Annotated in this window: 21 protein-coding genes and 1 tRNA gene; 8 read left to right on the top strand and 14 right to left on the bottom strand. The window is 72.6% G+C overall.

Annotated features, from left to right (window positions below):
• Nucleotides 1–68: 68 nt before the first annotated feature.
• Both WME96_RS09070 and WME96_RS09065 read left to right on the top strand, forming a co-directional pair.
• Nucleotides 69–809: a metallophosphoesterase family protein gene (locus WME96_RS09070; RefSeq protein ID WP_437289749.1), complete on the top strand. Its 741-nt coding sequence runs from the start codon at nucleotides 69–71 to the stop codon at nucleotides 807–809.
• Between the two features lie 185 nt (nucleotides 810–994).
• A complete protein-coding gene (locus WME96_RS09065) occupies nucleotides 995–1927 on the top strand; it encodes a diguanylate cyclase (protein WP_437289748.1) in 933 nt (310 codons plus the stop codon).
• 142 nt (nucleotides 1928–2069) lie between these two features.
• On the opposite strand, the gene WME96_RS09060 is transcribed toward WME96_RS09065, so the two are convergent.
• From WME96_RS09060 to fni, 3 genes are all read right to left on the bottom strand, one after another.
• Complete coding sequence (locus tag WME96_RS09060; protein ID WP_012234398.1) at nucleotides 2070–2447, bottom strand: response regulator; 378 nt, start codon at nucleotides 2445–2447, stop codon at nucleotides 2070–2072.
• A 2-nt stretch (nucleotides 2448–2449) separates the two neighbouring features.
• Nucleotides 2450–3295, bottom strand: a complete 846-nt coding sequence (locus WME96_RS09055; protein ID WP_433934827.1) for a GAF domain-containing protein — start codon at nucleotides 3293–3295, stop codon at nucleotides 2450–2452.
• Nucleotides 3296–3519: 224 nt separating this feature from the next.
• Nucleotides 3520–4599: a type 2 isopentenyl-diphosphate Delta-isomerase gene (gene fni, locus WME96_RS09050; protein WP_437289747.1), complete on the bottom strand. Its 1080-nt coding sequence runs from the start codon at nucleotides 4597–4599 to the stop codon at nucleotides 3520–3522.
• 195 nt (nucleotides 4600–4794) lie between these two features.
• Between fni and WME96_RS09045 the strand changes: the two genes are divergently transcribed.
• Nucleotides 4795–5754 (top strand): hypothetical protein, encoded by a 960-nt coding sequence (locus WME96_RS09045; protein ID WP_437289746.1) that lies wholly within the window; start codon nucleotides 4795–4797, stop codon nucleotides 5752–5754.
• 18 nt (nucleotides 5755–5772) lie between these two features.
• A complete protein-coding gene (gene argH, locus WME96_RS09040; RefSeq protein ID WP_437289745.1) occupies nucleotides 5773–7065 on the top strand; it encodes an argininosuccinate lyase in 1293 nt (430 codons plus the stop codon).
• A gap of 62 nt (nucleotides 7066–7127) precedes the next feature.
• On the opposite strand, the gene rpiA is transcribed toward argH, so the two are convergent.
• The 7 genes from rpiA to WME96_RS09005 all read right to left on the bottom strand — a co-directional run bounded on the left by rpiA (nucleotide 7128) and on the right by WME96_RS09005 (nucleotide 12132).
• Nucleotides 7128–7826, bottom strand: coding sequence for a ribose-5-phosphate isomerase RpiA (gene rpiA / locus WME96_RS09035; protein ID WP_437289744.1), 699 nt, complete (start codon nucleotides 7824–7826; stop codon nucleotides 7128–7130).
• 26 nt (nucleotides 7827–7852) lie between these two features.
• A complete protein-coding gene (locus WME96_RS09030; protein WP_437289743.1) occupies nucleotides 7853–8497 on the bottom strand; it encodes a phospholipase D family protein in 645 nt (214 codons plus the stop codon).
• Nucleotides 8494–8937, bottom strand: a complete 444-nt coding sequence (locus WME96_RS09025) for an acyl-CoA thioesterase (protein WP_437289742.1) — start codon at nucleotides 8935–8937, stop codon at nucleotides 8494–8496. Before WME96_RS09025 ends, WME96_RS09030 begins: the two co-directional genes overlap by 4 nt.
• 6 nt (nucleotides 8938–8943) lie before the next feature.
• Nucleotides 8944–9519 carry a DUF3501 family protein gene (locus tag WME96_RS09020; protein WP_061615957.1) on the bottom strand — a complete coding sequence of 192 codons (576 nt, stop codon included), beginning with the start codon at nucleotides 9517–9519 and terminating at the stop codon, nucleotides 8944–8946.
• A gap of 27 nt (nucleotides 9520–9546) precedes the next feature.
• Nucleotides 9547–10923 carry a hypothetical protein gene (locus WME96_RS09015; protein ID WP_433934818.1) on the bottom strand — a complete coding sequence of 459 codons (1377 nt, stop codon included), beginning with the start codon at nucleotides 10921–10923 and terminating at the stop codon, nucleotides 9547–9549.
• Nucleotides 10924–11071: 148 nt separating this feature from the next.
• Entirely contained in the window at nucleotides 11072–11500 is a 429-nt protein-coding gene (locus tag WME96_RS09010; protein ID WP_061615959.1) for a rubrerythrin family protein, read from the bottom strand.
• 83 nt (nucleotides 11501–11583) lie between these two features.
• Nucleotides 11584–12132, bottom strand: coding sequence for a Fur family transcriptional regulator (locus WME96_RS09005; protein ID WP_437289741.1), 549 nt, complete (start codon nucleotides 12130–12132; stop codon nucleotides 11584–11586).
• Between the two features lie 368 nt (nucleotides 12133–12500).
• On the opposite strand from WME96_RS09005, the gene rpsU reads away from it, so the two are divergent.
• From rpsU to WME96_RS08990, 3 genes are all read left to right on the top strand, one after another.
• Entirely contained in the window at nucleotides 12501–12725 is a 225-nt protein-coding gene (gene rpsU / locus WME96_RS09000) for a 30S ribosomal protein S21 (protein ID WP_012234386.1), read from the top strand.
• A gap of 214 nt (nucleotides 12726–12939) precedes the next feature.
• Nucleotides 12940–14058 (top strand): glycosyltransferase, encoded by a 1119-nt coding sequence (locus WME96_RS08995; protein ID WP_437289740.1) that lies wholly within the window; start codon nucleotides 12940–12942, stop codon nucleotides 14056–14058.
• Nucleotides 14059–14227: 169 nt separating this feature from the next.
• A tRNA-Pro gene (locus WME96_RS08990) sits at nucleotides 14228–14302 on the top strand.
• Between the two features lie 149 nt (nucleotides 14303–14451).
• On the opposite strand, the gene WME96_RS08985 is transcribed toward WME96_RS08990, so the two are convergent.
• Nucleotides 14452–16044, bottom strand: a complete 1593-nt coding sequence (locus WME96_RS08985) for an amidase (RefSeq protein WP_437289739.1) — start codon at nucleotides 16042–16044, stop codon at nucleotides 14452–14454.
• Between the two features lie 86 nt (nucleotides 16045–16130).
• On the opposite strand from WME96_RS08985, the gene WME96_RS08980 reads away from it, so the two are divergent.
• Nucleotides 16131–18854 (top strand): ATP-dependent RNA helicase, encoded by a 2724-nt coding sequence (locus tag WME96_RS08980; RefSeq protein ID WP_437289738.1) that lies wholly within the window; start codon nucleotides 16131–16133, stop codon nucleotides 18852–18854.
• A gap of 1 nt (nucleotide 18855) precedes the next feature.
• Here the strand turns inward: WME96_RS08980 and WME96_RS08975 are convergent, their stop codons facing one another.
• The 3 genes from WME96_RS08975 to WME96_RS08965 all read right to left on the bottom strand — a co-directional run bounded on the left by WME96_RS08975 (nucleotide 18856) and on the right by WME96_RS08965 (nucleotide 21458).
• Nucleotides 18856–19896, bottom strand: a complete 1041-nt coding sequence (locus tag WME96_RS08975) for a hypothetical protein (RefSeq protein WP_437289737.1) — start codon at nucleotides 19894–19896, stop codon at nucleotides 18856–18858.
• On the bottom strand, nucleotides 19893–20990 hold the full coding sequence (locus WME96_RS08970) for a bifunctional chorismate mutase/prephenate dehydratase (RefSeq protein WP_437289736.1): 1098 nt from the start codon (nucleotides 20988–20990) through the stop codon (nucleotides 19893–19895). The genes WME96_RS08975 and WME96_RS08970 overlap by 4 nt, the downstream gene beginning before the upstream one ends.
• A 132-nt stretch (nucleotides 20991–21122) precedes the next feature.
• Nucleotides 21123–21458 carry an FmdB family zinc ribbon protein gene (locus WME96_RS08965; protein WP_437289735.1) on the bottom strand — a complete coding sequence of 112 codons (336 nt, stop codon included), beginning with the start codon at nucleotides 21456–21458 and terminating at the stop codon, nucleotides 21123–21125.
• Nucleotides 21459–21713 lie beyond the last annotated feature (255 nt).

Below are 21713 nucleotides of genomic sequence, written 5' to 3'. Positions count from 1 at the left end.
GCAGTTTATCGCGCCCCGACCTCACCTCGCGCCTTGGCGGAGCCGCTCCCAGATCCTATGCTCGCCGGGTGCGATTGCTCTGCGTCTCGGATATCCACGGCCACGCCGACGCGCTCGCGGCGGTCCTGGCCACCGCCGAGCGCCGAGGCTACACCCAGCTCCTGGTCGCCGGAGATCTCTGCTTTCCCGGCCCGAAGCCGCTCGAGACCTGGCGCCGGCTCACCCAGGCGAAGGCGGTGTGCGTGCAGGGCGTATCCGACCGCGCCCTGGCGACGCTGGACATCCACAATGTCAGGCCACGAAGCGAGCACGAACGGGCGCGGCTCGACCGCCTGGCCCAGACGCGCACCGAGCTCGGCGAGCTGATCCTTGCCCGGCTGGCGCGGCTCGCCCCGACGTACCGCCTGCCGCTCGAGGACGGCGGCGAGCTCGTCCTGGTGCACGGCTCCCCTGCGGACCCGCTGGAGCCGATCTCCCACGACATGACGGACGAGGAGGTGCTCTCCCTCCTCGGCGACGATCCGGCGGACGTCGTGATCTGCGGTGGCTCGCATGTCCCGTTCGACCGCATGGTGGGCGGCGTGCGCATCATCAACGTCGGCTCGGTTGGCGAGGCGCCGTGCTCGATGCGGGGGGACGTGCGGGACGCGGATCGCGTGCGCGTGGGCGCGCGCCCTTCGGGCGAGCTTGTGCGCAGCGGCGGCGTCTCCACCTTTGGCACGGGGCACGCCGACGCGACGTTCGTCGAGATCCGGGCGGGCGAGCTCTGGGTCGAGCAGGTCGTGGTGCCGCTCGGCAGGGCCGCGTGAAGGCGCCTGCTCGCGGCAAGGCACCCCTGCGCGGGGAGGCGCCCGCGCGCGGGCGGGAGAGGCGCGCGCGGCGCGCGTGATGCGCGCAGACGCACGTCGCGCATCCTACCCGACACGGAACATCGCCTGCGCCATGCCCTCGCGCTTGAACCTGTTTCAAGGATTGAGGATCATCCTCAGGGAGCATGGGCAGCTACCACCCCGACGATGACTTCGAGGCCACGCGGGTGGCCAACGTTGGGGAACTCCAGAAGGAGCTCCCGGCGCGCTCGCCGAAGGACCGCGCCTACCTCATCGTGCTCGCCGGCTCGAACGTCGGCGAGATGTACCGGGTCGAGGGCGCCGAGATCGTGATCGGCCGGGCGTCCGGGGCGACCATCCGGCTGAACGACGACGGCATCTCGAGGCGCCACGCCCGCCTCCTCCAGATGGACAGCCAGGTGCTGATCGAGGATCTCAACAGCTCGAACGGGACGCTGGTGAACGGCGAGCACGTGACGCGCGTCGCCCTGCACGACGGCGACAAGATCCGCCTGGGTTCGACGACCGTCCTCAAGTTCACCTACCACGACTACCTGGACGAGTCGTTCCAGCAGCAGATGTACGATGCCGCGCTGCGCGACGCCCTCACGAAGGCCTTCAACAAGAAGTACTTCCTGGATCGGCTCGAGACCGAGGTCTCCTATGCGCGGCGGCACAGCGCGCACCTGTCGCTGCTCATGTTCGACGTCGATCATTTCAAGAGGATCAACGACACGTTCGGGCACCTCGCCGGCGACTACGTCCTCGCGAGGATCGCCAAGATCGCGAGCAACACGGTCCGGACGGAGGACGTGTTCGCGCGCTACGGCGGTGAGGAGTTCGGCATCCTGTGCCGCGGCGTGGCGCTCGAGAACGCGGGCATCCTCGGCGAGCGGCTGCGGCTCCTTGTCGAGGGGTCGGTCTTCGAACACGAGGGCGTCCGCGTACCGACGACGATCAGCGTCGGCGTCGCGGCGCACCCTGACATCCCGGTGCAGAGCGGCCAGGAGCTCATCGCGGCCGCCGACGAGGCGCTCTACGAGGCGAAGCGCACCGGCCGCAACCGCGTGCTCCTGAAGTTCGGCCAGAAGACCTGAGCCCGGAGCTCAGCGAGCATCGCGCGGAGCTCGACGCTGCGTGACGCGGCGGAGGCGCGCGCCCACGACGCCTTCCCGAGCAGGCCACGCGGGCGCTGCTCAGGCGGCCGGTACGCGCGCGCCCGCCGGCGCGGCGCGTGCCTCAGTCGATCTTGAGGAGCTCCTTCACCTTGGCGATCACCTGCGGCGCCTGGATGGGCTTCGTGATGTACGCGTTCGCGCCGAGCTGCAGCGCGCGCTGACGATCCTCCTGAGACCCCTCGGTGGTGATGATGATGATGGGGGTGTCCTTGTGGACCGGATCCGTGCGCACGCGCTTGACGAGCTTGAGCCCGTCCATGATCGGCATGTTGATGTCGGTGATGATCACGTCGTACTTGGTCGAGGCGAGCTTGCGGAGACCGTCGACGCCATCATCCGCCTCGGTGACGCGGAGGTTCTTCACGCGCGCCAGCGCGAAGACCAAGAGCTGCCGCATCATGGGCGAGTCTTCAACGATCAGACACGAGTACTCGGCCATGATCAGTCCTCCAGGTCCAGGAATGCCTGGACGCCGGGCACCTTCCGGCCGGCGTCGGTGAAGAGCCGCGCGTTGATGAGGGCGGGGGCGGCCTGGGCCCCGAGGAGCTTGAAGAGCTCGGTGTCCACGTTCACGAACTCCGTCTTTTGCGGGAGCGTGCTGAAGATCGCGATGACACCCACGGTGCGCCCGTTGAAATCGAGCGGGATCACTGCGGCGGGGTCCTCGATGCTCCCCTTGGAGACGTCCTTGGTCTCGTCGAAGAAGATTTCCCCCTTCGAGAATGCCTGGCCGACCGCGCCTTCGGTCACCGGCATGCGCGCGATCTCGTCCACGGCGACGCCTTCGCTCGCGATCGAGACGAGCTCCTTACCATCAGGAGACGCCAGGTACACGGAGAAGGCGCCCGCCCCGAGGAACTGCGCGAGCAGCTCCTTCAGGTTGCGCAGGACGTGGCGCACGTTGCGCGCCGCGTGGAGCTGCGACAGCGCGACGTACAGGTTCGCGAGGTTCGCGAGCTCCCCCTCCGCCTCCGAGTAGCGGCTGTTGAAGCGGTCGGACGCCGCCACCATCCGCACCGACTGCGTCACGAGGTCGCGCTTCTCCTGCTCGAGCTCCTCGATCTTGCGGAGCAGATCGCGGATGGCCGAGTCGCTGGCGAGGTGCGCGCGGAGCTTGCCGTTCTCCGACTCGAGCTCGGTGATCTTGTCGCGAAGGCGCTCGTTCTCGCGGAGGAGCTCCTCGGTCAGCTGCGCCCCCTTTCGGAAGAACTGCTGAATGAAGGCATCGCGCTCCTTCTTCAGGTCCTCGGGGGGACGATCGCTCTGACGCCCTTTTTTCTCCGTCATTTTATCCCGGGGTTCTCCAGAGCTTCGGACCGTATCATGCGGGGCTGACCGGACGGAAGCGTCGAGCGCGGCCCCCAGCCGCGCCCGGACTCTCCGCCGGAAGGGCCGGGAAGGGCGAGCGCCCGGCGCACCGCGGCCGTCACAGACGTCGGGGTGGGCCCGCTGGCCCTACCTCGGGGACGGGCTCCCCGCCTCCCCGGCCCACCTCCCCCCCTCTCCACTGCTTACGCCTTCTCCATCTGCTTCAGCAGCTTGGCCCACTGGCGCAGCTCTCGCCCGAGCAGCACCGGCGTCTTCCGGAGCGACGCGACGTCGCGCGCCCCGACGAGCAGCATGACCGCCCGGAGCTCCGCCTCGATGTTCTCGAGGTACCGCACCGCAGCGTCCCGCCCCCCCGATACGAAGGCCTGCAGCACCGGCCGCGCGATCCCGGCCGCATGCGCGCCGAGCGTGAGCGCGCGGGCGATGTCAAGGCCGCTCGTGATTCCCCCGGTCGCGATGATGGTCTTGAAGCGCGGACGGATGGCGCGGGCGATGAGCACCGAGGCGGCGGTCGGGACGCCCCACTCGCGCAGCGCCTCGCCGAGCGAGCGGGCCGCGCCGTCGGCGCGCGCCGTCTCCACCGCGACCCAGGACGTGCCGCCGGCGCCGGAGACATCGAGGTTGCGGACGCCCGCCCGGACCAGTCGGTACGCCGTCCCCGGACCGATCCCGCAGCCGGTCTCCTTCGCGACGACAGGGACGCTGAGGCCGTTCGCCAGCCGGCTGATCGCCTCCAGCGCGCCGGCAAAGTCGCGATCGCCGCCTGGCTGGACCAGCTCCATCGCGGGGTTCAGGTGAACGCAGAGCGCGTCGGCGCCGACCTGGGCGACGAGCTCGGCGACCGCCTCGGTCGAGAGGGATCGCGCCTGCACGGCGCCGATGTTCCCGAGGAGCAGGGCGGTCGGCGCGCGCTCGCGGACCTCGTACGTGGCCGAGGCGTCGCCGTTCAGCATCGCCCGCTGGCTCCCCAGCCCGAAGCCGTAGCCGCGCTCCTCGGCGATCTGCGACAGTTCCCGGTTGATCGCCTGCGCGCGCTCTGTCCCGCCGGTCATGGCCGCGATCAGGAGCGGCGCGCGGAGCCGCTTGCCGAGCAGCAGCACCGAGGTGTCGACGGCGTCGAGGGACAGCTCCGGCAGCGCGTCGTGGATCAGCTCGACCTGCTCCAGAAGCGTCGTCTTGGCCCGGAAGCCGACGTCACCCGTCGCGCAGAGCTCGATGTGATCGGCTTTCCTCTCGGAGATGTCCTTCGCCTCTTCCGTCATGGGGGCACAACTTTACGCGGTCGCTGACCGCCGTCGAAAGGGAAGTGCCATGGACGAAAAATCGCAACGAAAGGTCGAGGCCAGGCGCTCCAGGGGCTGGTAAGGAGCCGACGGGGTGCAAAACCCGTCGCCGGGCGCCCCTCGCCGCTGAAGCTACTGCGCGACCGGCGCGCGCCCGTGGCATAAAGTAGCCTCATGGACCTCCCGGACGAACCCCAGATCCGCTGGATCCTTCGGACGACCGCCGCCCTCCTCCAGCACGGCGCAGAGCCGGTCCGCGGCCTGGTACAGCCGACGGCCGAGTTCTTCCCGGATCCGTACGACGGCTCGCCGAAGACGGTGGCCGCCCTGATGGTGCGGGTGCAGGAGCACGCCGGGCTCCAGGATCTTCCGGTGGAGCTCGCGGTGGTCACCCCGGAGGGGCAGGCCAGCACCGTCAGCTGCTCGAGCGGCGCGTGCGGCGGGATGGCGCTGGACACGAAGCTCGAGCGGGTCGCCCGGCGCCCCGACGGCGGGTACCGGGTCGCCGTTTCCGCGGGCGAGCTCCGCAACCCCACGGTGCTCACGACCGCGTTCGTGCGCGCCGTGTCGTTCATGTTCCTGAGCGAGGCGGACGTCTTCGACGCGCTCGTGCCGCCGGACCGCGAGCCCGCCGTGGACCTCGCCGCCGTGCTGCTCGGCTTCGGCGTCCTCACGACCAACGGCTCGTACCTGTACGCGAAGGGGTGCGGCGGCGTGCAGGTGCACTCCGCGACCAAGATGCCGGTCGACGAGCTCGCGCTCGCGCTCGCCGTCTACTGCCGGCTGCACGACGTGCCTGACCGGACCGCCGCGCGGCACCTCGACGTGACGCCGCGCGCCCACTTCGACGAGTCCGCCGTCTGGGCCAGCTCCAACATCGCGCTCGTCCGCATGCTGCGGGCCGCGCCGGACCGGATCGCCGCGGACGACTACGCGATCGGCGAGTCGAGGAGCTGGCTGGCCCGCGCGCTCGGCTTCGGCAAGCGCCGGCCGGCGCGGACGGCGGAGGACGAGCTGCGAGAGCTCGAGCGAGCGCTCGCTGCCGGCGCGGCGAAGCCGCGATCCCTGGATGAGGGCAAGGCGAAGAAGCTTGCCGAGATCCGCGCTCTCGTGGACGAGAGCCTTGAGCGCTGAGAGAGCTGAGAGACCTGAATGAGCGTACGACTCTGGGACAAAGGGGGCGCGACCGACGCCCAAATGCTCCGTTACACCTCGCGCGACGACTGGCAGCTCGATCAGCGCCTGCTCGCCTACGACCTGCGGGCCACGATCGCGCATGTCCGCGGGCTCGCGCGCATCGGCGTGCTCAGCGAGGCGGAGCGCGACGCGCTCGTCCGGGAGCTCGAGATGCTCACGGCGCAGAACGAGGCCGGCGAGCTGCGGCTCACCGAGGACGACGAGGACGGCCACAGCGCGATCGAGGCCGCGCTGGTCGCCCGCATCGGCGACGCGGGCAAGAAGGTGCACACGGGCCGGAGCCGCAACGACCAGGTGCTCGTCGCGATGCGCCTCTACGAGCGCGACGCCCTGGACGAGCTCGCCGAGCACGCGACGGCCGGCGCCCGCGCGTTGCTCGAGCTCGCCCGGCGCGAGGCGGACACGCCGATGCCCGGCTACACGCACCTGCAGCGGGCGGTGCCGTCCTCGGTCGGCTACTGGGCCGCGTCGTTCGTCGAGGGGCTCACCGATGCGGTCGACGTCGTGCGGGCGACGCGGGCGCTCGTCGATCGGTGTCCGCTCGGCGGCGCCGCCGGGTTCGGCGTGAACCTGCCGCTCGATCGCGTCGGCGTCGCGCGCGAGCTCGGGTTCGCCGGCGTGGCCCTGAATCCGCTGGCCTCCCAGACGTCGCGCGGCATCATCGAGGCGCAGATCCTCGCGGCCGCGTGGCAGGTGGTCGCGGTGAGCCGCCGGCTCGCGTGGGATCTCAGCCTGTTCGCGATGAGCGAGCTCGCGTTCATCCGGCTCCCGGAGGCGTTCACCACCGGCTCCTCGATCATGCCGCAGAAGCGCAACCCCGACGTGGTCGAGCTCATGCGCGCGGCCTGCTCCGTCGTCCAGGGGGCGCTCGCCGAGGTGCAGTCGCTCGTGGCGCTCCCGTCCGGCTACCACCGCGATCTGCAGCTCACGAAGGGCCCCACGATGCGCGGCCTCGACGAGGCGCTCGCGACGTCGCGCCTCTTGCCGCGGCTCGTCGAGGGGCTCGCCTTCGACCGCGAGCGCATGGCCCGGGCGATCACGCCGGAGTGCTTCGCGACCGATCGCGCCGTCGAGCTCGCCGTGCAGGGCGTCCCGTTCCGCGAGGCGTACCGCAAGGTCGCGGCCGAGATCGCGGCGCTCCCCGCTGGCGACGCCGCGGCGAGCCTCCGCGCCCGCGTGTCGCTCGGCGCGCCGGGCAACCTCGCCCTGGACGACCTGGCCCGGCGGCTGGAGCGGCACGAGCGCTGACGCCGCGACGCGGGCGCTGGCGCCGCGGGCCCGCCCTCTCGGCGGAGGGGGCCCGCGGGTCGCTAGCGCTGCCGGCGGAGCTCGCGGACCGCTCCAGCGTCGGCCACCAACACGTCGGTCGCCATGTCGAGGAACAGGCCCGTGTCGACGACGCCGGGGATCTTGCGGATGCGCGCGTCGAGCGCCGCCGGCGCGTCGAGCGGGCCGAACGCGGTGTGGAGGATCCAGTTGTGGTTGTCGGTCTGGAAGGGGTACCCGTCCGCGTTCTTGCGGATCTCCGGCTTGCCCCCGAGCGCGGTCAGGTGACGCGCGGCCGACGAGCACGCGAAGGGCACCACCTCGATCGGGATGGGCACGCGCGAGCCGAGCTTCTCGACGAGCTTCTCGGGGGTCACGAGGATGATGAAGCGCGCGGCCTCGTAGGCCACCACGCGCTCGCGGAGGAGCGCGCCGCCGAGGCCCTTGATGAGTCCTAGATCGGGCGCGACCTCGTCGGCGCCGTCGACCGCGACGTCGAGGCGCTCGACCTCCTCGAACGGCACGATCGGGATGTTCTCGCGCCGGGCGAGCGCCGCGGAGCGCTCCGACGTGGCGACGCCCCGGATCTGCAGCCCGCCGCGGACGCGCTCCCCGAGGCGCCGGATGAAGGCCTCGGCCGTGCGCCCGGTTCCGAGCCCGAGCAACATCCCGTTGTCGATGCGCGCGAGCGCAGCGACGGCGACACGATCGAGATCAGCGGGGTCCAGCGCCGCGGTGCTCATGCGCAGCTCATCGACCATCACGGCCGCTAGCGCAACGGGATTTTTTGGATCTGATCGAGCGGTCCGGGGCAAAGCGGCCGCAACCGGCAGCCCTTGCACTCGGCGCCGGTCCAGATGGCGTCGAACGTGGCCTGCATCTCGTCGAGCAGGAGGTCGTCGTCGGTGAGCACGCCCGCCTCGAAGTTGCGCCGCCCCTCGCCCTTCGCCCCGAGCCCGGCGCCGGTGAGGTTCGCGGAGCCGAGGTACAGGAGCGCGCCGTCGACGGCGATCATCTTCAGGTGGACCCGCGGGCAGCGCCGCATCTCGATCGGCGGCCGGGGGCGGCGGCGGAGCTCGGCGCGGAAGGCGCGCGACGGGACGCCAGCGTGCAGCAGGCGTAGCTCGACCCCACGGGCGGCGAGCGCGTCGAGCAGATCGAGGAACGACATGTACCGGCCGCGCGCCCGCGCCCGCGAGCCGACCGGCGCCTCCACGCGCAGCTCCTTCACGTTGGCGGTCGCGATCCACACGGAGACGCGCGCCTTCGCGACGGCGCCCATCACCAGGGTGTCGTAGTGCGCCCGGTCGCGCAGGAGGGTCAGATCGACCCGCCGCGCGAGCTGGGAGCGCGGCTTTGGATCGTCGGCGGGACGCGCGCGCGGGCGCGGCGGCGGCCGCGGCCGCGCGCTCACACCGGGCGACCGGCGCCGGCAGGCGCCTGCTCGGGATCGAGGTGGGCGCCGAGCAGGGCGCGGACGTCCTCCGGCATCGGGACGGACGCGAGCTGCACGAGATCGGTGGTCACCACCGTGTGGCGGAGATCGGCCGACAGCACGCCGTCATGCGCGCGGATCATGCGGTACCTGAGCGTGGCGCTCCGCCGGCCGATGTGGACGACCGACGTCTCGATCCGGAGCGCCTCGCCGTAACGCGCCGGCGCCGCGTAGTCAGCCTCGACCCGCACCGCGGGCAGCCCGATTCGCCGCCCGAGGATGAGCCCGGCGTAGCCCCCCTCGAGCGGCGCGAAGAACCGCTCCATCGCCTCGTGCGCGTAGTTGAGGAAGCGCGCGAAGAAGACGATGCCCGCGGCGTCGACGTCCTCGAACTTGATCGGGCGCTCGAGGGAGACCATCGCGGCCTAGGAGAGATCCTCGGCGAGCCTGTCCAGGGTCGCCCTCCCGAGCGGCGCCTTCACCGTGTAGCGCGGATGCGCGACGACGATCGACGCCGCCGCCTTCCGCGCCTTGATCGCGGCCTGCGCTTCGGCCGGGAGGTCCACCTTGAGGTAGTGCACCGCCGTCGTGCGGTCCTCCATCGAGCCGTCGCGCTTGCCGATCGCCCGCGCGGTCACCCCGTCGACCTCGAGCGACACGGTGTCCTCGAGCCCGACGAGCTCGACGAGCATCTTGTCGCGCAGCGCCCGCTCGGGGATCTCGACGAAGAGCGTCAGGCTGAGCTGCCCCGGCCCCGGGATGAGATCGTTGTACGTCTCGATCTCGTGGAGGATGCCGCTCTCGCTCGTGATGCGCTCGGTGCGGAGCATCTCCTGGATCTGGAACAGCACCGAGTCCCGGTTCTCGAACACCGCGGTCAGGTGGTCGCCGATCCGCACCCGGCGTGGCCGCTTCTCCTCGATGATGCGGCTGCGGAACCGCTCACGGATCGCCTCGTATTCGCCGATCCCGAGCACCTCGTTGCGATCGATGGGACGCATGACGGCTCTTCTCCTTGACAACGACGGTCACGATTTCGGCGCGATGTACGAGGTCGGTCCGAGCCCGTAGGCGTGGGCGAGCGCCTCGACCGGGTGCAGCACCTTCGCGCCGTTCTCCTTCACCATCCTGAGGCCGGCGAGGGTGCAGTCGCTGACGATGACGTCCGCGTCCGCGACGCCGCGCACGAGCTTCGACGCGTACTTGCGGCCTGTCTCGTAGTGGGCCGCCTTCATACCCCACGTGCCGTCCACGGCCGAGCACTGCTCGACCACGCGCACCTCGGTGTCGGGGACGACGCCGAGCACCCTGGCGCCCGGGAAGCCGATCTTCTGCGCGCGCAGGTGGCACGCGGCGTGGTACGCGATCGTGCCGAGGCCCCTCTTGAACTCGCGGTTCAGCTTCTTCTCGCGCCCGAGCTGGACGAGGAACTCCATCATGTCGAGCGTCGCGGCCGCGACCTCGCGCGCCTCCGTCGTCTGCAGGTACTCGGGCCACTCCTTCTTCATCGTGTAGCCGCACGTCGGGCCGATCACGATGATCTTCCGCCCCATGCGCACGTGCGGGTGCAGGAGCGCGACGTTCTGCTTCACCTTGGCCATGAAGGCGTCGAGATCGCCGCCGTCGAGGTTCGGCATCCCGCAGCACGTCAGCGCGCCGTCGGGCGCGTCCTCCGGCTCGTCCGCGGAGGGGCAGCCCGGCACGTGCACCGCGTAGCCGTTGTGCTCGAGCACGCGGACCGCCGCCTCGGGGACGCCGGGCGTGTTGTACTCGCCGTAGCAGGTCGCGAAGAGCACCACGGACCCCTGCTTGCCGGCATCCGCCGCGGCGCTGTGCTCGGCGAACCAGGACGAGAACGGCTTGCGCGCCATCTCCGGCAGCGGGAACTCGGACGAGATCCCGGTCACCTTCTCCTGCACCTTGCGCAGCAGACGGCTCGCCTGCACGAGGTTCGAGAGCGGCGCGACGGCGCCGGAGCCCAGCTCGCCGATGAGCTGCGGCTCGCCGAGGATCCTGTCCACCAGCGGGATGCCCTCCCGCTGGGCGCGCACCGCGCGCTCGCGCGCGAGCACGCGCGGGTAATCCAGGAGCTCGTACGCGTGCTCGTCCGCGGTGTACGGGCACTTGATGTAGCAGAGCTTGCACTGCCAGCACTCGTCGCCGATCGCCTTGAAATCCTCGTAGGTGAGGGCCTCGGCCCCCTCGGCGACGCCGGCCTCGATGTCCCTGTCGACCCGCGCGAAGAGCTCGGGGAACGAGCCGCAGTACCCGACGCACATGCGGCATTCGTGGCAGATCTGGAACGTCCGCCGCAGCTCTGCCTCGAGGTCGCGGGGGTCGAGATATCGCTCGTCGTTCGGCGATGTCGCCGGTGGACGGTCTGGTGCACGTCGGATGACGCTCACGGGTCAGTTCCTCTCAACATCACGTGGGGTTCGTCGGCGGACGGACGGCTCACCGCGCCGCCTGACGGCGACGGCGCGTGCGCCCCGGATCGAGCCGCCGGCGGCTCGGCGCGATCCGGGACGCTCGCGCTATCTCCTCGGGCAAAGATCAGAAATCGAGCGACTGCAGCGCCTTCTGGAAGCGCCCCGCGTGGGACTTCTCGGCCTTGGCGAGCGTCTCGAACCACTCGGCGATGTCGTCGAAGCCCTCCTCGCGGGCCTCCTTGGCGAAGCCCGGGTACATCGTCTCGTACTCGTGGGTCTCGCCGGCGACGGCGGCCTTCAGGTTCTTCTCCGTGCTGCCGATCGGCAGGCCGGTCGCCGGATCCCCCGCCTGCTTCAGGTAATCGAGGTGGCCGTGCGCGTGGCCCGTCTCGCCGTCAGCCGTGTCCTTGAAGAGGCCCGCGACGTCGGGGCGACCTTCCACGTCGGCGACCTTTGCGAAGTACAGGTAGCGGCGGTTCGCCTGGGACTCCCCGGCGAACGCGTCCTTCAGGTTCTGGTGCGTCTTCGTGCCCGTGAGCTGCTTGTTGGCCATGATGTTCGCTCTCCTTGGTTGAACGGCTGGGACGATGAATCCCTGGTGGCCGCGCAGGTCAGCGCGCCGGCGCGGCGGTCCGGCTAGACATGTTCCGGGCGCCGCGCCCTGCGCGCCCCTGCACGGCGGAGTCGACTGGTCGCGTCGGCGCGCCCGGCGTCTCGCGCCTTCGCCTGCGCGGCGGCGTCTCCCTGGCTGCCCTTCGCGCACGCAGCGCAGATTCCCCGGTAGATCCGCTCGACGGCGCGGACCTCGAAGCCCGGCGCGGCCGGGAGCTGCGCGGGGACGCTCTCTCCCGATCGCTCCGCCGACGACGCGCCCGGATCGCGCGGCTCGCACGGCACGTCGCGGACGAGCCCGCAGCGATCGCACACCGCGTGGTGGTGCGCCGCCATGTTCGGATCGAACCGCGACGCGCCGGGGGACAGCGACAGCGCGACGCAGAGCCCAGCGGACGCGAGCGCGTCCAGCGTGTTGTAGACAGTCGCGAAGCTCATCGTCGGCAGCGCCGGCCGGAGCCGCTCGAACAGCTCCTGCGCCGTCGGATGGGTCGGATCGGCCGCGAGCTCGCGCACGATCGCCAGGCGCTGCGGCGTCAGCTTGAGCCCCGACGACCTCACGCAGGCGAGCATCGACGCGACCCTGGCGTCCTCCGCCACCCCCTCGCCGCCGAAGGCGGCCGCACGCCCCCGGGGAGGACGGGACGCAGAACCCTTCGGGGCAGGTGTTCGCGCGGCGGCCACGGCGAGATAGATACTTAGAAAGTTTCTCAATTGCAAGTCCTGATAATCGCGCCCTCGGACCGGACGGACCGGCAAAACCAGGCCGATCGGCCGGCGCCCCGGGCCGCGGCGCCCTGCTCCGTCCTGCGGGGATGACTCTTGCGAGGCTGGGGGGGCTCTGCCATAGTGCGCGCCCCGCGCTGCCGGCCCCCCGCCGGCTTGCATTTCCGCCCGCCACCTGGGCAAGTTTTTATCCCAGCAAGAGGACGCTTCGAGACATGCCGACAGACGCCATTCAGTGCAAACCGCTCGAGGTCGCCGTGGGCGACAAGGGCATCGAGCGCGCCATCAAACACCTCAAGAGGAAGATGGCTGCCGAGGGGATCCTCCGCGAGCTGAAGCGGCGTCGGCACTACATGAAGCCGTCCGTGAAGCGGCGGAAGAAGGCCTCCGAGGCCGCGCGCCGCCGCCGGAAGCGGTCCAAGATGGACATGGTCGCCTAGGACGACCGTCTCTCTCCCGAGCGCAACAGCCAAGACGCAGAAGACGCGCGAGGACGCTGGATCAAGCGTCCGCGGCGTGCTCTGCGTCTTGTCATTTTGTTCACGCTGTTCGAGCTGCTCGATCCGCCGCGCGGCGGCGTGATGCGTCCCCGGCCACGCGTCCGAGCGACGCGGGCGCGGCGCTCGCGATGCGCCCCGGCCTCTGAGGTTCCCGATGCGCGCCGTCGTGGTCACGACGTCCTATCCGATCAGCGACGAGGATCCTTCGGGCCACTTCGTGCGGTCGTCGGCGCAGGAGCTCGCGCGCAGCGGGGCCGAGGTCCACGTGATCGCCGCCGGGGGCTCGGTCCTCGACGCGCCGTCGCGGGACGGCGAGCTGGTCGTCCATCGGGCCGGAGGCGGCGCGCTGTTCGGGTGGCCGGGCGCCGTGGCGCGCGCGCGCGAATCGCCGCTCCGGCTGCTCTCCGCGGGCCCGTTCGCGCTCTCGGTGCTCGCGCGGCTCCGCCAGATCGGGCCTGTCGATCGCGCGGTGGCGCACTGGATCGTCCCCTGCGCGTGGCCGCTCCTGGTCGCCTCGCCCCGCGCGCCGCTCGAGGTGCGCGCGCACGGCGCCGACGTGCGGCTGCTCCTCCGCGCGCCGCGCGCGGCGCGGGCGTCGATCGTCGGCGCGCTCCTCCGGCGCGAAGCGCGCTTCATCTTCGCGGCGAGCGCGCTCCTCGACGCGCTCGCGGGCGCGCTCGCGCCGAAACAGGGGCGCGCGCTGCTCGGCGCCTCGCGCGTCGAGCCGCCCGCGTTCGACCTGCCGCCCGTCGCCGAGCGCGCGGACATGCTCCGGCGCGAGATCTTGCAGAGCCCGGGCGAGCGCGTCGCCGTCGTGGCGTGCCGGCTGATCCCGACGAAGCGGGTCGAGCTCGCGATCGCGGCCGCGCGCGCGGCGGGCCCCGGGCTGCGGCTCGTCGTGGTCGGCGATGGCCCGGAGCGCGCCGCGCTCGAGCGCCTCGCGCGGCGCGGCGGCGCCGCCGACGGCGTGAGCAGCGCAGGCGGCGCGGCGGTGCGCTTCACGGGCGCGCTGCCGCGGCGCGAGGCGCTCGCGTGGATCGGCGCGGCGGACGTGCTGCTGCACCCCTCGTCGCACGAGGCCGCCCCCACGGTGATCCGCGAGGCGCGCGCGCTCGGGGTGCCCGTCGTCGCGTGCGACGCGGGCGACGTGGTCGCGTGGGCCAGGGACGACGACGGGATCGTCGTCGCCGAGGGCACCGCGGACAGCCTCGCCGCCGCGCTCCGCGCCATCCCGTCGCGCCGCCCGGATCGCGCGCCCGCGCCGTTGCCCTGAGGACGGCGGCGCCTCGCGGAGCGATCCGTGGCGCTCGCATGCCCCTGCTCAACGCGGGACGCCCCCGTCCGGAGCGGGTCTGCGATGCGCGACGCGAAACCCTTGCAATTGGCAGGGCTTCGACTACGGTGCGCCTCGCTCCGCACCGAAACGAGGCGGCGGAGTGGCTCGGGGCGTAGCGCAGCCTGGTTAGCGCACTTGACTGGGGGTCAAGGGGTCGGTGGTTCGAATCCACTCGCCCCGACTGGTCCGGCGGAGAGATTCTCCGGCGGACCTTTCGGCTTTGTAGGGCTTCGGTGCTCGTTGACCGGGGTCGCGCCGGGGGACGGCGCCGCGGCGGTGTCGAGGCATCACCGTGTCGCCGGCGCCGCGCGGCGCCCGGACGTCACCGCGTCATCCGGCAAGCGAGCGCGGTGCGACCGGCGTGGTGGGCCGATCCGGCTCGCCGGCGAGCTCGTCCTCGATGGCGATCATGGCCGCCAGCACCACGTGCTCGCTGTAGGGGAAGCCGACGACCTGCACCCCGACGGGCAGCCCCTCGCTCTTCGCATCGACCTCGGCGGCCCGCTTCTCCAGCCGGTCACGCGGCCGCACGCGGCGCGCCTCCTCGGCCCGCACGCGGGTCACGGGGACGACGCCGGCCGGGAACTGCGCGAGGTTCCAGAGCATCGCGGGGCTGCCCGCGAGCACGAAGTCGCGCGACGCGGCGTGCGGCAGCGCCGGCGTCGCGTACGGCGGACAGAGCAGCACGTCGAGCGCCTCGGCGCGCATCGACGACGCGATCGCGGTGCGCGCCTCGCGCAGGGCGTGCGTGGCGCGCCAGAACTCGGCGACGGACTTCGGCCCGGTGACCTCGAGCAGGCGCTGGAGCCGCCGCTCGCCCGCGAGCCCGGCGACGCGCGCGGCGGCGCGCCGCGCGAACGGCGGGAGCGTGGCCATCGTGCGGAGCGATCGGAGCGCGACGTCGAGCTCCGCCCCCTCGCCGCCCTCCGCAAGCGCAAGCGCCGTCGCGCCGCCGTCCGCGGAGAGCGCCGCGAAGTACCCGTAGACCGCGTCGACCATGCCGGGCGGCGTGAACGGCACGACGGTCGCGCCCCGCGCGCGCAGCGCCGACGCCGCCTTCAGGACGGCGCGGGCGACGGCGGTCGATGAGGGCACCAGGCCGTCGTCGCAGTAGAACCCGACGCGCAGCCGCGCCACCTCGACGCTCGCCGGCTCGACGATCGGGAAGGGCGGCACGCGCACGTCGAGCTCGGCCATGGCCGCGGGATCGAGCTCGGAGACGACGAGCGCCAGGTCGCGGGCGCTCCTGGCCATCGGCCCGACCTGCGCGCGGATCGCCTCCTGCCCGAGCAGCGCCGAGTTGCTCCCCTGGTTGGTCCAGCGGTCGAGCGTGGGCTTCAGGCCTGCGATCCCGCAGCAATGCGCGGGGACGCGGATGCTGCCGCCGATGTCCGTGCCGATGCCGAGCGGCGACATCCCCGCCGCGATGGCCGCGGCCTCGCCGCCGGACGAGCCGCCCGAGCTATGGTCGAGGCTCCACGGGTTCGCGGTCTGGCCGAACAGGGGATTGCGCGACTCGTTGTACAGGAGGAGCTGCGAGACGTTCGTGCGCCCCAGGATCACCGCCCCCGCGCGGCGGAGCAGCGCGGTGACGGCCGCGTCGCCCTTCGCTCGATGGTCCCTGCGGGACGCGACGCCCAGCGTGGAGGCCATTCCGGCCATGTCGAGCGACTCCTTCACGGTGACCGGGAGCCCGTGGAGCGGGCCGCGGACGTCCCCGCGGCGGCGCTCGTCGTCGAGGCTGCGGGCAGCCGCGAGCGCCTCGTCGCGCAGCACCTGGGTGAAGGCGTGGAGCCGCGGGTCGAGCGCGTCGATGCGCGCGAGGTGCGCCCGCGTCAGCTCCTCCGAGCTGATCTCGCGCGCGGCCAGGAGCGCGGAGAGCACGGTCGCGGAGAGCTGGGTCGGATCGGTCGAGGCGCTCACGGTACCCGACGACTATCACAGCTCCGCGCGCACGAAGGATTGCTAGGCTCCGGGGCCGCGCTCCTCCGCGGTAGAGCACCGAAGCCATGCAGCCGCTGCCGATCGATCCGCTCCTCCCCGATCTCTGCGCCACCCTGCGCGCGCGCCCGAGCGTGGTGCTCGAGGCGCCGCCCGGCGCGGGCAAGACGACGCGCGTGCCCCGCGCCCTGCTCGACGCGGGCTTCGCCGAGCGCGGCGAGATCCTGGTGCTCGAGCCGCGGCGGCTCGCGGCGCGCCTGTCCGCGCGCCGCGTCGCGGAAGAGCTCGGTGAGCGCGTCGGCGAGACCGTGGGCTACACGATGCGCTTCGAGGAGGCCGCCGGTCCGGCCACGCGGATCCGGTTCGTGACCGAGGGCGTGCTGACGCGGCGGCTCCTTGTCGATCGCGAGCTCCGGGGCGTCAGCGCCGTGGTGCTCGACGAGTTCCACGAGCGGCACCTCACGGGCGACGTCGCGCTCGCGCTGCTCCGGCGCCTGCAGCGCGGCGCGCGGCCCGATCTCCGCCTCGTCGTGATGTCCGCCACGCTCGAGGCCGGGCCGATCGCGGCGTTCCTCGGCGGGCCGGCCGCGCAGGACGCTGTGGCGAGCGAGGCAGGAGGCGAGCGCGGCGCGCCGGCGACCGAGGCTGCGCCGGCCCCGATCCTGCGCGCCGAGGGGCGGATGTTCGACGTCGCGATCGAGTACCTGCCGGCGGCCCGGGTGAGCGCGTCGACGCACGCCGCCGGCGATCGCCGCGCGCCGGCGCACTGGGGCGACCGGACGCTCGAGAGCCTCGTCGCCTCGTCGGTGCGGCAGCTCATCGAGGATGGGCTCGACGGCGACGTGCTGGTGTTCCTGCCGGGTTCCGCGGAGATCCGGCGGTCGATGGAGGCGTGCGCGGCCCTCGCGAAGAGCGAGGACCTCCTGCTCCTGCCGCTCCACGGATCGCTGTCGCCGGCGGAGCAGGACCGCGCCGTGCGCCCCGCCGATCGGCGCAAGGTCATCCTCTCGACCAACGTGGCGGAGACCTCCGTCACCATCGACGGCGTCGTCGCGGTCGTCGACAGCGGCCTCGCGCGCGTGGCCGCGCACGCTCCCTGGTCGGGCTTGCCGACGCTCCGCGTCGCGCCGATCGCCCGCGCCGCCGCGGCGCAGCGCGCGGGGCGCGCCGGGCGCACGCGACCCGGCCGCTGCCTCCGGCTCTACACGCGCGGAGATCTCACCGCGCGGCCAGAGCACGAGGCGCCCGAGATCCGCCGGCTCGACCTCGCGGAGACGGTGCTCGAGCTATGCGCCGCGGGCGTCACGGATCTCGCGGGCTTCGGGTGGCTGGAGGCGCCGCCTGCCGCTGCGCTCGCCGCGGCCGAGGCGCTGCTCGTGCGGCTCGGCGCGCTCGACGAGGGGCGGCGCGTGACGCCGACGGGGCGGCGGATGCTGCGCTTCCCGGCGCACCCGCGGCAGGCGCGGATGATCGTCGAGGCCGAGCGGCGCGGCATCGCCGACGACGGGTGCACCCTCGCGGCGCTCGTCGCGGAGCGCGACCTCGGCGCGCCGGCGGGCCCGCGGGACGGCCACGGGCGGCGGAGCGACGCGCGGCACAGCTCCGATCTGCTCGCCGCGCTGCAGACGTTCGACGAGGCCGATCGCGCGCGCTTCGCGGCAGACCGGCTGCGGTGGCTCGGCATCGACCCGGCGCGCGCGCTCGCGGTGGAGCGGACGCGCAAGCAGCTCTCGCGGCTCGCCGACCACCGGAGCGCGGCGCCGCCGGAGACCGCGGAGGCGCGCGAGGTCGCGCAGCGCATCGCGATCCTCGCCGGCTACCCCGACCGGGTGGGGCGCCTCCGCCGCCCGGCGAACGCCTCGGGGCGGAGCGGGCGAGAGGTCGTGCTCGCCGCCGGCGGGACGGCCGCGCTCTCCGAGGCGAGCGTGATCGAGGACGTCGACCTCGTGGTCGCCGTCGACATCGAGGAGCGCAGCGAGGGGCGCTCGGCGCGCACGATCGTCCGGGCGGCGAGCGCGATCGAGGCCGACTGGCTGCTCGACCTCTTCACGGACGCGATCCGCGACACGACGGAGGCGACGTGGAACGCCGCCGCGGAGCGCGTCGAGGTCGTGCGCCGGCTCTCGTACGACGCCCTGGTGCTCGACGAGGCGCGGCCGACCACGGGCGCGGGCGGTCCGCTGTCGGAGGCGGCGGCCCGCGAGCTCGCCGCGCAGGCGAGGGCGAAGGGGTGGCGGGCGTTCGTGAAGGGCGACGCGCTCGAGGGCTGGCTCCTGCGGGTCGCGTTCGTCCGCGCGCACTGCCCGGACGCCAGGCTGCCCGACGTCGGCGAGGACGCGGTGCTCGCCGCGCTCGACGCGCTCTGCGCCGGTCGGAAGAGCTTCGCCGAGCTCCGCGACGCGGACCTGGCGGGCGCCGTGCATGGGTCGTTGAGCCCCGCGCAGGCGCGCGCGCTCGCCGAGCTCGCCCCCGAGTCGATCGTCCTGCCCGGCGGCCGGCGGGCGCGCCTCGAGTACACGGCGGACGCGCCGCCGTCGCTCGCGTCCCGGCTGCAGGACTTCTTCGGCATGGCGGAGGGGCCGCGCGTCGCCGGCGGGCGGGTGCCCGTGGTGCTGCACCTGTGCGCGCCGAACCAGCGCCCCGTGCAGGTCACGACCGACCTGTCCGGGTTCTGGGCGCGTCATTATCCGGCGATCGCCAAGGAGCTCCGTCGCCGCTACCCGAAGCACGCGTGGCCGGACGACCCCGCGCGCGCCGCGCCGCCCACGCGCGGGGCCCCTCGCAAGACCTGAGTCAGCGCACGAGCGCCGCGCTCCTCGCCGTCTCGGCGGCGGTGCGGAGGAGCATGCGCACGATCCCCTCGCCGAGCGGCAGCGTGAACGCGACGTCGCTCTCGCGCTGCGCCACCTGCATCGGGGGAACGGAGCCGTAGCCGAAGCCCCACGACGAGAGCAGGGTCGCGATCCGGGCGATCTGCTCGAGGTTGCGGAGCGCGACGGCGCCGTTCGCGGCGCTCTGCGGGTCCGTGTACGTGAGCGCGCCGGCGAAGTTGACGCCAGGCGGCTGGAAATTGCCGATGACGCGCACGTACTGGAGGCCCGAGAGGAACGGGAGCTGCCCTGCCGCGGACGCGACCGCGGGCTGGCTCGTGAGATCGCCGGCCACGGCGAACGACGCGTTCTTCGTGTTCAGGAGCTCGACCATCCACGACGGCACGGAGCGCTGCAGCTTGCTGAAGCGGAGCCGGTCGAGGGCCCGACGCATGCCGGTCTCGTTGCCCGTGAGGATCGTGTGCGGCGTCAGCACGACGAAGCCGACGTTGCCGGCAGTGAAGAGGTCGTTGTCGGCGTAGCGCGTCTTCACGAGCGGCGCGCCGATGACGGTCACGGTCCGGGCATCGGCGGCGCGGCGGATCGCGTCGACGTCGAAGGTGCCCTGCATGACCGCACAGAAGTCGGCGCCCTGCATCGCGTACAGGCCGCCATAGACCTTCACGACGTCGCGCGAGGGGACGAAGTTCGACTCCGGACCGAGCGGGAGCAGGCTCGCGACGATCTGGTTGACCTCGGCCCCCAGGCCGGAGGCGAACAGCGCGGCCGCGTCGAGGTAGCCGAGCATCACCGCGCCGCTCGGCAGGACGGCCAGGGGGTCGCGATCGATCGCGGTCGCGTCGATCTTCTCTCCGCCCACCAGGGCGAGGCTGTCGTCCGCGCCGCCGCAGCTGACGAGCGTCGATGTACCAGCGAGCGCCGCGATCGCGATCGCGCCCACCGCGCAGCGCCGGGCGACAGCGCCCCTGGAATGCAGCAGCATCCGCATCATCTCGATCGTCATCCAGCGCGCTCGTGCGGCGGGTCGGGGCGCTCCAGGGGGAAGGAGCCGATGATCTTCAGCATCTTGGTCTCGCGCTTCACGCCCTCGAGCGCCGCGACGAGCGCGCGATCCGTCGTGTGGCCGCTGACCTCGACGTAGAAGACATAGTCCCAGCCCTCACCGGGGACGGGGCGGGAGTGGACGCGCCGGAGGTTGCAGCTCCGCTCCTTGAAGTGCTGGAGGATGTCGTGGAGCGCGCCGGGCCGGTCGTGGACGCTGAAGAGGACCGCCGTGGCGTCGTGGCCCGAGCGCGGCGCGGGGAGCCGCGAGAGCACCGCGTAGCGGATCCGGAGCTCCCCCTCGTCGCCGACGTTCTCGCGGGCGACGCGGAGCTCCTGCCCGCCGGTGAAGCCGCGGGGGACGATGGCGGCGCTGCCCTCGTTCTCGGCCGCGAGATCCCAGGCGACCTGAGGGCACCGCACGTCGAGCACCAGGGCGCGCGGGTGCTGGAGCTCGAGGTAGTTCACGCAGGCCACGTGGTCCTGCGGCGAGCAGTAGACCCGCTCGACGTCGGCGAGGTTGCCGCTCCGGTTCACGAGGTCGAGCGCCTGCGCGAGCTGGCGCTCGCCGACGACCTTGAGATCGGCGCCGCCGATCGCCTGGATGGTCGGGAAGATCGGCCCTTCCTTGAACGACTCGTACGGGACCACGGCGAAGTCCGCGCGCGAGCGCGCGACCTCCTCGATGGCCGCGACGGCGCTGTCCGCGCGGACGAACTCGCCGCCGACGCCGAAGTGATCGTGCGCCGCGGTCCAGCCGTAGTCGCCCTCGGCGCCCAGGTACGCGACCCGGGGAGCGAGCTCGTACGCGCGCGAGGCCGCGTCGATGGCGACGAAGATCGGCCGGACGGCGCGGAGCGGGAACGGCGGCGTCACGGCACGCTCGAGCGCCTGGATGTGGGCGGCGTCGGCCGTGGGGGCGAACCGCGCCGTGCCCGTCCTCAGCTTGGCCAGCTCGTGCGCGATGCGCGCGCGGCGCTCGACGCTTCGCAGGATTTCTTGATCCAGCTCCGTGAGCTGCCGGCGGAGCTCCTCAAGTCGCTTTCTCTCATCCATCCCGGCCACCCTAGCACCGCCCCCGGCACAGGTGGACACGCAGCACTCCCGGCGCGAGCGCAGGGCTCTCCCCGCACGGCGCCGCGCCGCGCAGGGATGTCTACACCGCCGTCGCCGATCGCCGAGACGGCGTCAGGCCGCCGCGGAGGCGGACGACGCGCTGGAGTCGCTCTTGGTGCTGCTCGTCGACGAGGAGCCGCTCGATCCGGCGTCGGAGCTCGTCCCCTCCGACCCCGACGAGCTGCCCGACCCGCCGTCCGACTTCGCGGGCGGCTTGTTCGAGCCGGAGGCGTAGAGGTCGGAGTACCAGCCGCCGCCCTTGAGGATGAAGCCCGTGCCGCGCGAGATCTGCCGCCGGGCCGTCGCGCCGTGACACGACGGGCACTCCGTCAGCGGAGCCTCCTTGATGGACTGCTCGGCCTCCCATTCATGCGCGCAGGATGTGCAGGCGTATTCGTAAGTGGGCATGGCGTTTCTACTCCTCGAAACAACGCGAGGGATATGGCCACGTTAGCCACCTGTCAAGGCGGCTGCCAGGAGGGCGCGTTGCGCCGCGGACATCGCTCGTTTCGATCGACGCGCGTCGCCTCGCTGTCGCGTCACGCAAGACCTGGTCCCCGATGTTCGCGTGAGGAGACGGGTTTCCGGTCTTGCCGCGCGACGCCAGCGCACGTAGACCCCGGGGGATACCAGTCGTGACGGTACGTGGCGTGCTGTGACGAT

It is taken from the genome of Sorangium sp. So ce406, from assembly GCF_051474675.1.
GTDB classification, from domain to species: Bacteria; Myxococcota_A; Polyangia; order Polyangiales; family Polyangiaceae; genus Sorangium; species Sorangium cellulosum_G.
Note: the sequence above shows the minus strand (reverse complement) of the source record. Positions and strands in the feature narration are given on the sequence as shown.

Excerpts from the sequence above, each read along its gene's own strand:
- WME96_RS09065 (WP_437289748.1), top strand. The coding sequence starts at position 995 with ATGGGCAGCTACCACCCCGACGATGACTTCGAGGCCACGCGGGTGGCC.
- WME96_RS09060 (WP_012234398.1), bottom strand. The coding sequence starts at position 2,447 with ATGGCCGAGTACTCGTGTCTGATCGTTGAAGACTCGCCCATGATGCGG.
- WME96_RS09055 (WP_433934827.1), bottom strand. The coding sequence starts at position 3,295 with ATGACGGAGAAAAAAGGGCGTCAGAGCGATCGTCCCCCCGAGGACCTG.
- fni (WP_437289747.1), bottom strand. The coding sequence starts at position 4,599 with ATGACGGAAGAGGCGAAGGACATCTCCGAGAGGAAAGCCGATCACATC.
- WME96_RS09045 (WP_437289746.1), top strand. The coding sequence starts at position 4,795 with ATGGACCTCCCGGACGAACCCCAGATCCGCTGGATCCTTCGGACGACC.
- argH (WP_437289745.1), top strand. The coding sequence starts at position 5,773 with ATGAGCGTACGACTCTGGGACAAAGGGGGCGCGACCGACGCCCAAATG.
- rpiA (WP_437289744.1), bottom strand. The coding sequence starts at position 7,826 with ATGAGCACCGCGGCGCTGGACCCCGCTGATCTCGATCGTGTCGCCGTC.
- WME96_RS09025 (WP_437289742.1), bottom strand. The coding sequence starts at position 8,937 with ATGGTCTCCCTCGAGCGCCCGATCAAGTTCGAGGACGTCGACGCCGCG.
- WME96_RS09020 (WP_061615957.1), bottom strand. The coding sequence starts at position 9,519 with ATGCGTCCCATCGATCGCAACGAGGTGCTCGGGATCGGCGAATACGAG.
- WME96_RS09010 (WP_061615959.1), bottom strand. The coding sequence starts at position 11,500 with ATGGCCAACAAGCAGCTCACGGGCACGAAGACGCACCAGAACCTGAAG.
- WME96_RS09005 (WP_437289741.1), bottom strand. The coding sequence starts at position 12,132 with ATGCTCGCCTGCGTGAGGTCGTCGGGGCTCAAGCTGACGCCGCAGCGC.
- rpsU (WP_012234386.1), top strand. The coding sequence starts at position 12,501 with ATGCCGACAGACGCCATTCAGTGCAAACCGCTCGAGGTCGCCGTGGGC.
- WME96_RS08995 (WP_437289740.1), top strand. The coding sequence starts at position 12,940 with ATGCGCGCCGTCGTGGTCACGACGTCCTATCCGATCAGCGACGAGGAT.
- WME96_RS08980 (WP_437289738.1), top strand. The coding sequence starts at position 16,131 with ATGCAGCCGCTGCCGATCGATCCGCTCCTCCCCGATCTCTGCGCCACC.
- WME96_RS08975 (WP_437289737.1), bottom strand. The coding sequence starts at position 19,896 with ATGACGATCGAGATGATGCGGATGCTGCTGCATTCCAGGGGCGCTGTC.
- WME96_RS08970 (WP_437289736.1), bottom strand. The coding sequence starts at position 20,990 with ATGGATGAGAGAAAGCGACTTGAGGAGCTCCGCCGGCAGCTCACGGAG.
- WME96_RS08965 (WP_437289735.1), bottom strand. The coding sequence starts at position 21,458 with ATGCCCACTTACGAATACGCCTGCACATCCTGCGCGCATGAATGGGAG.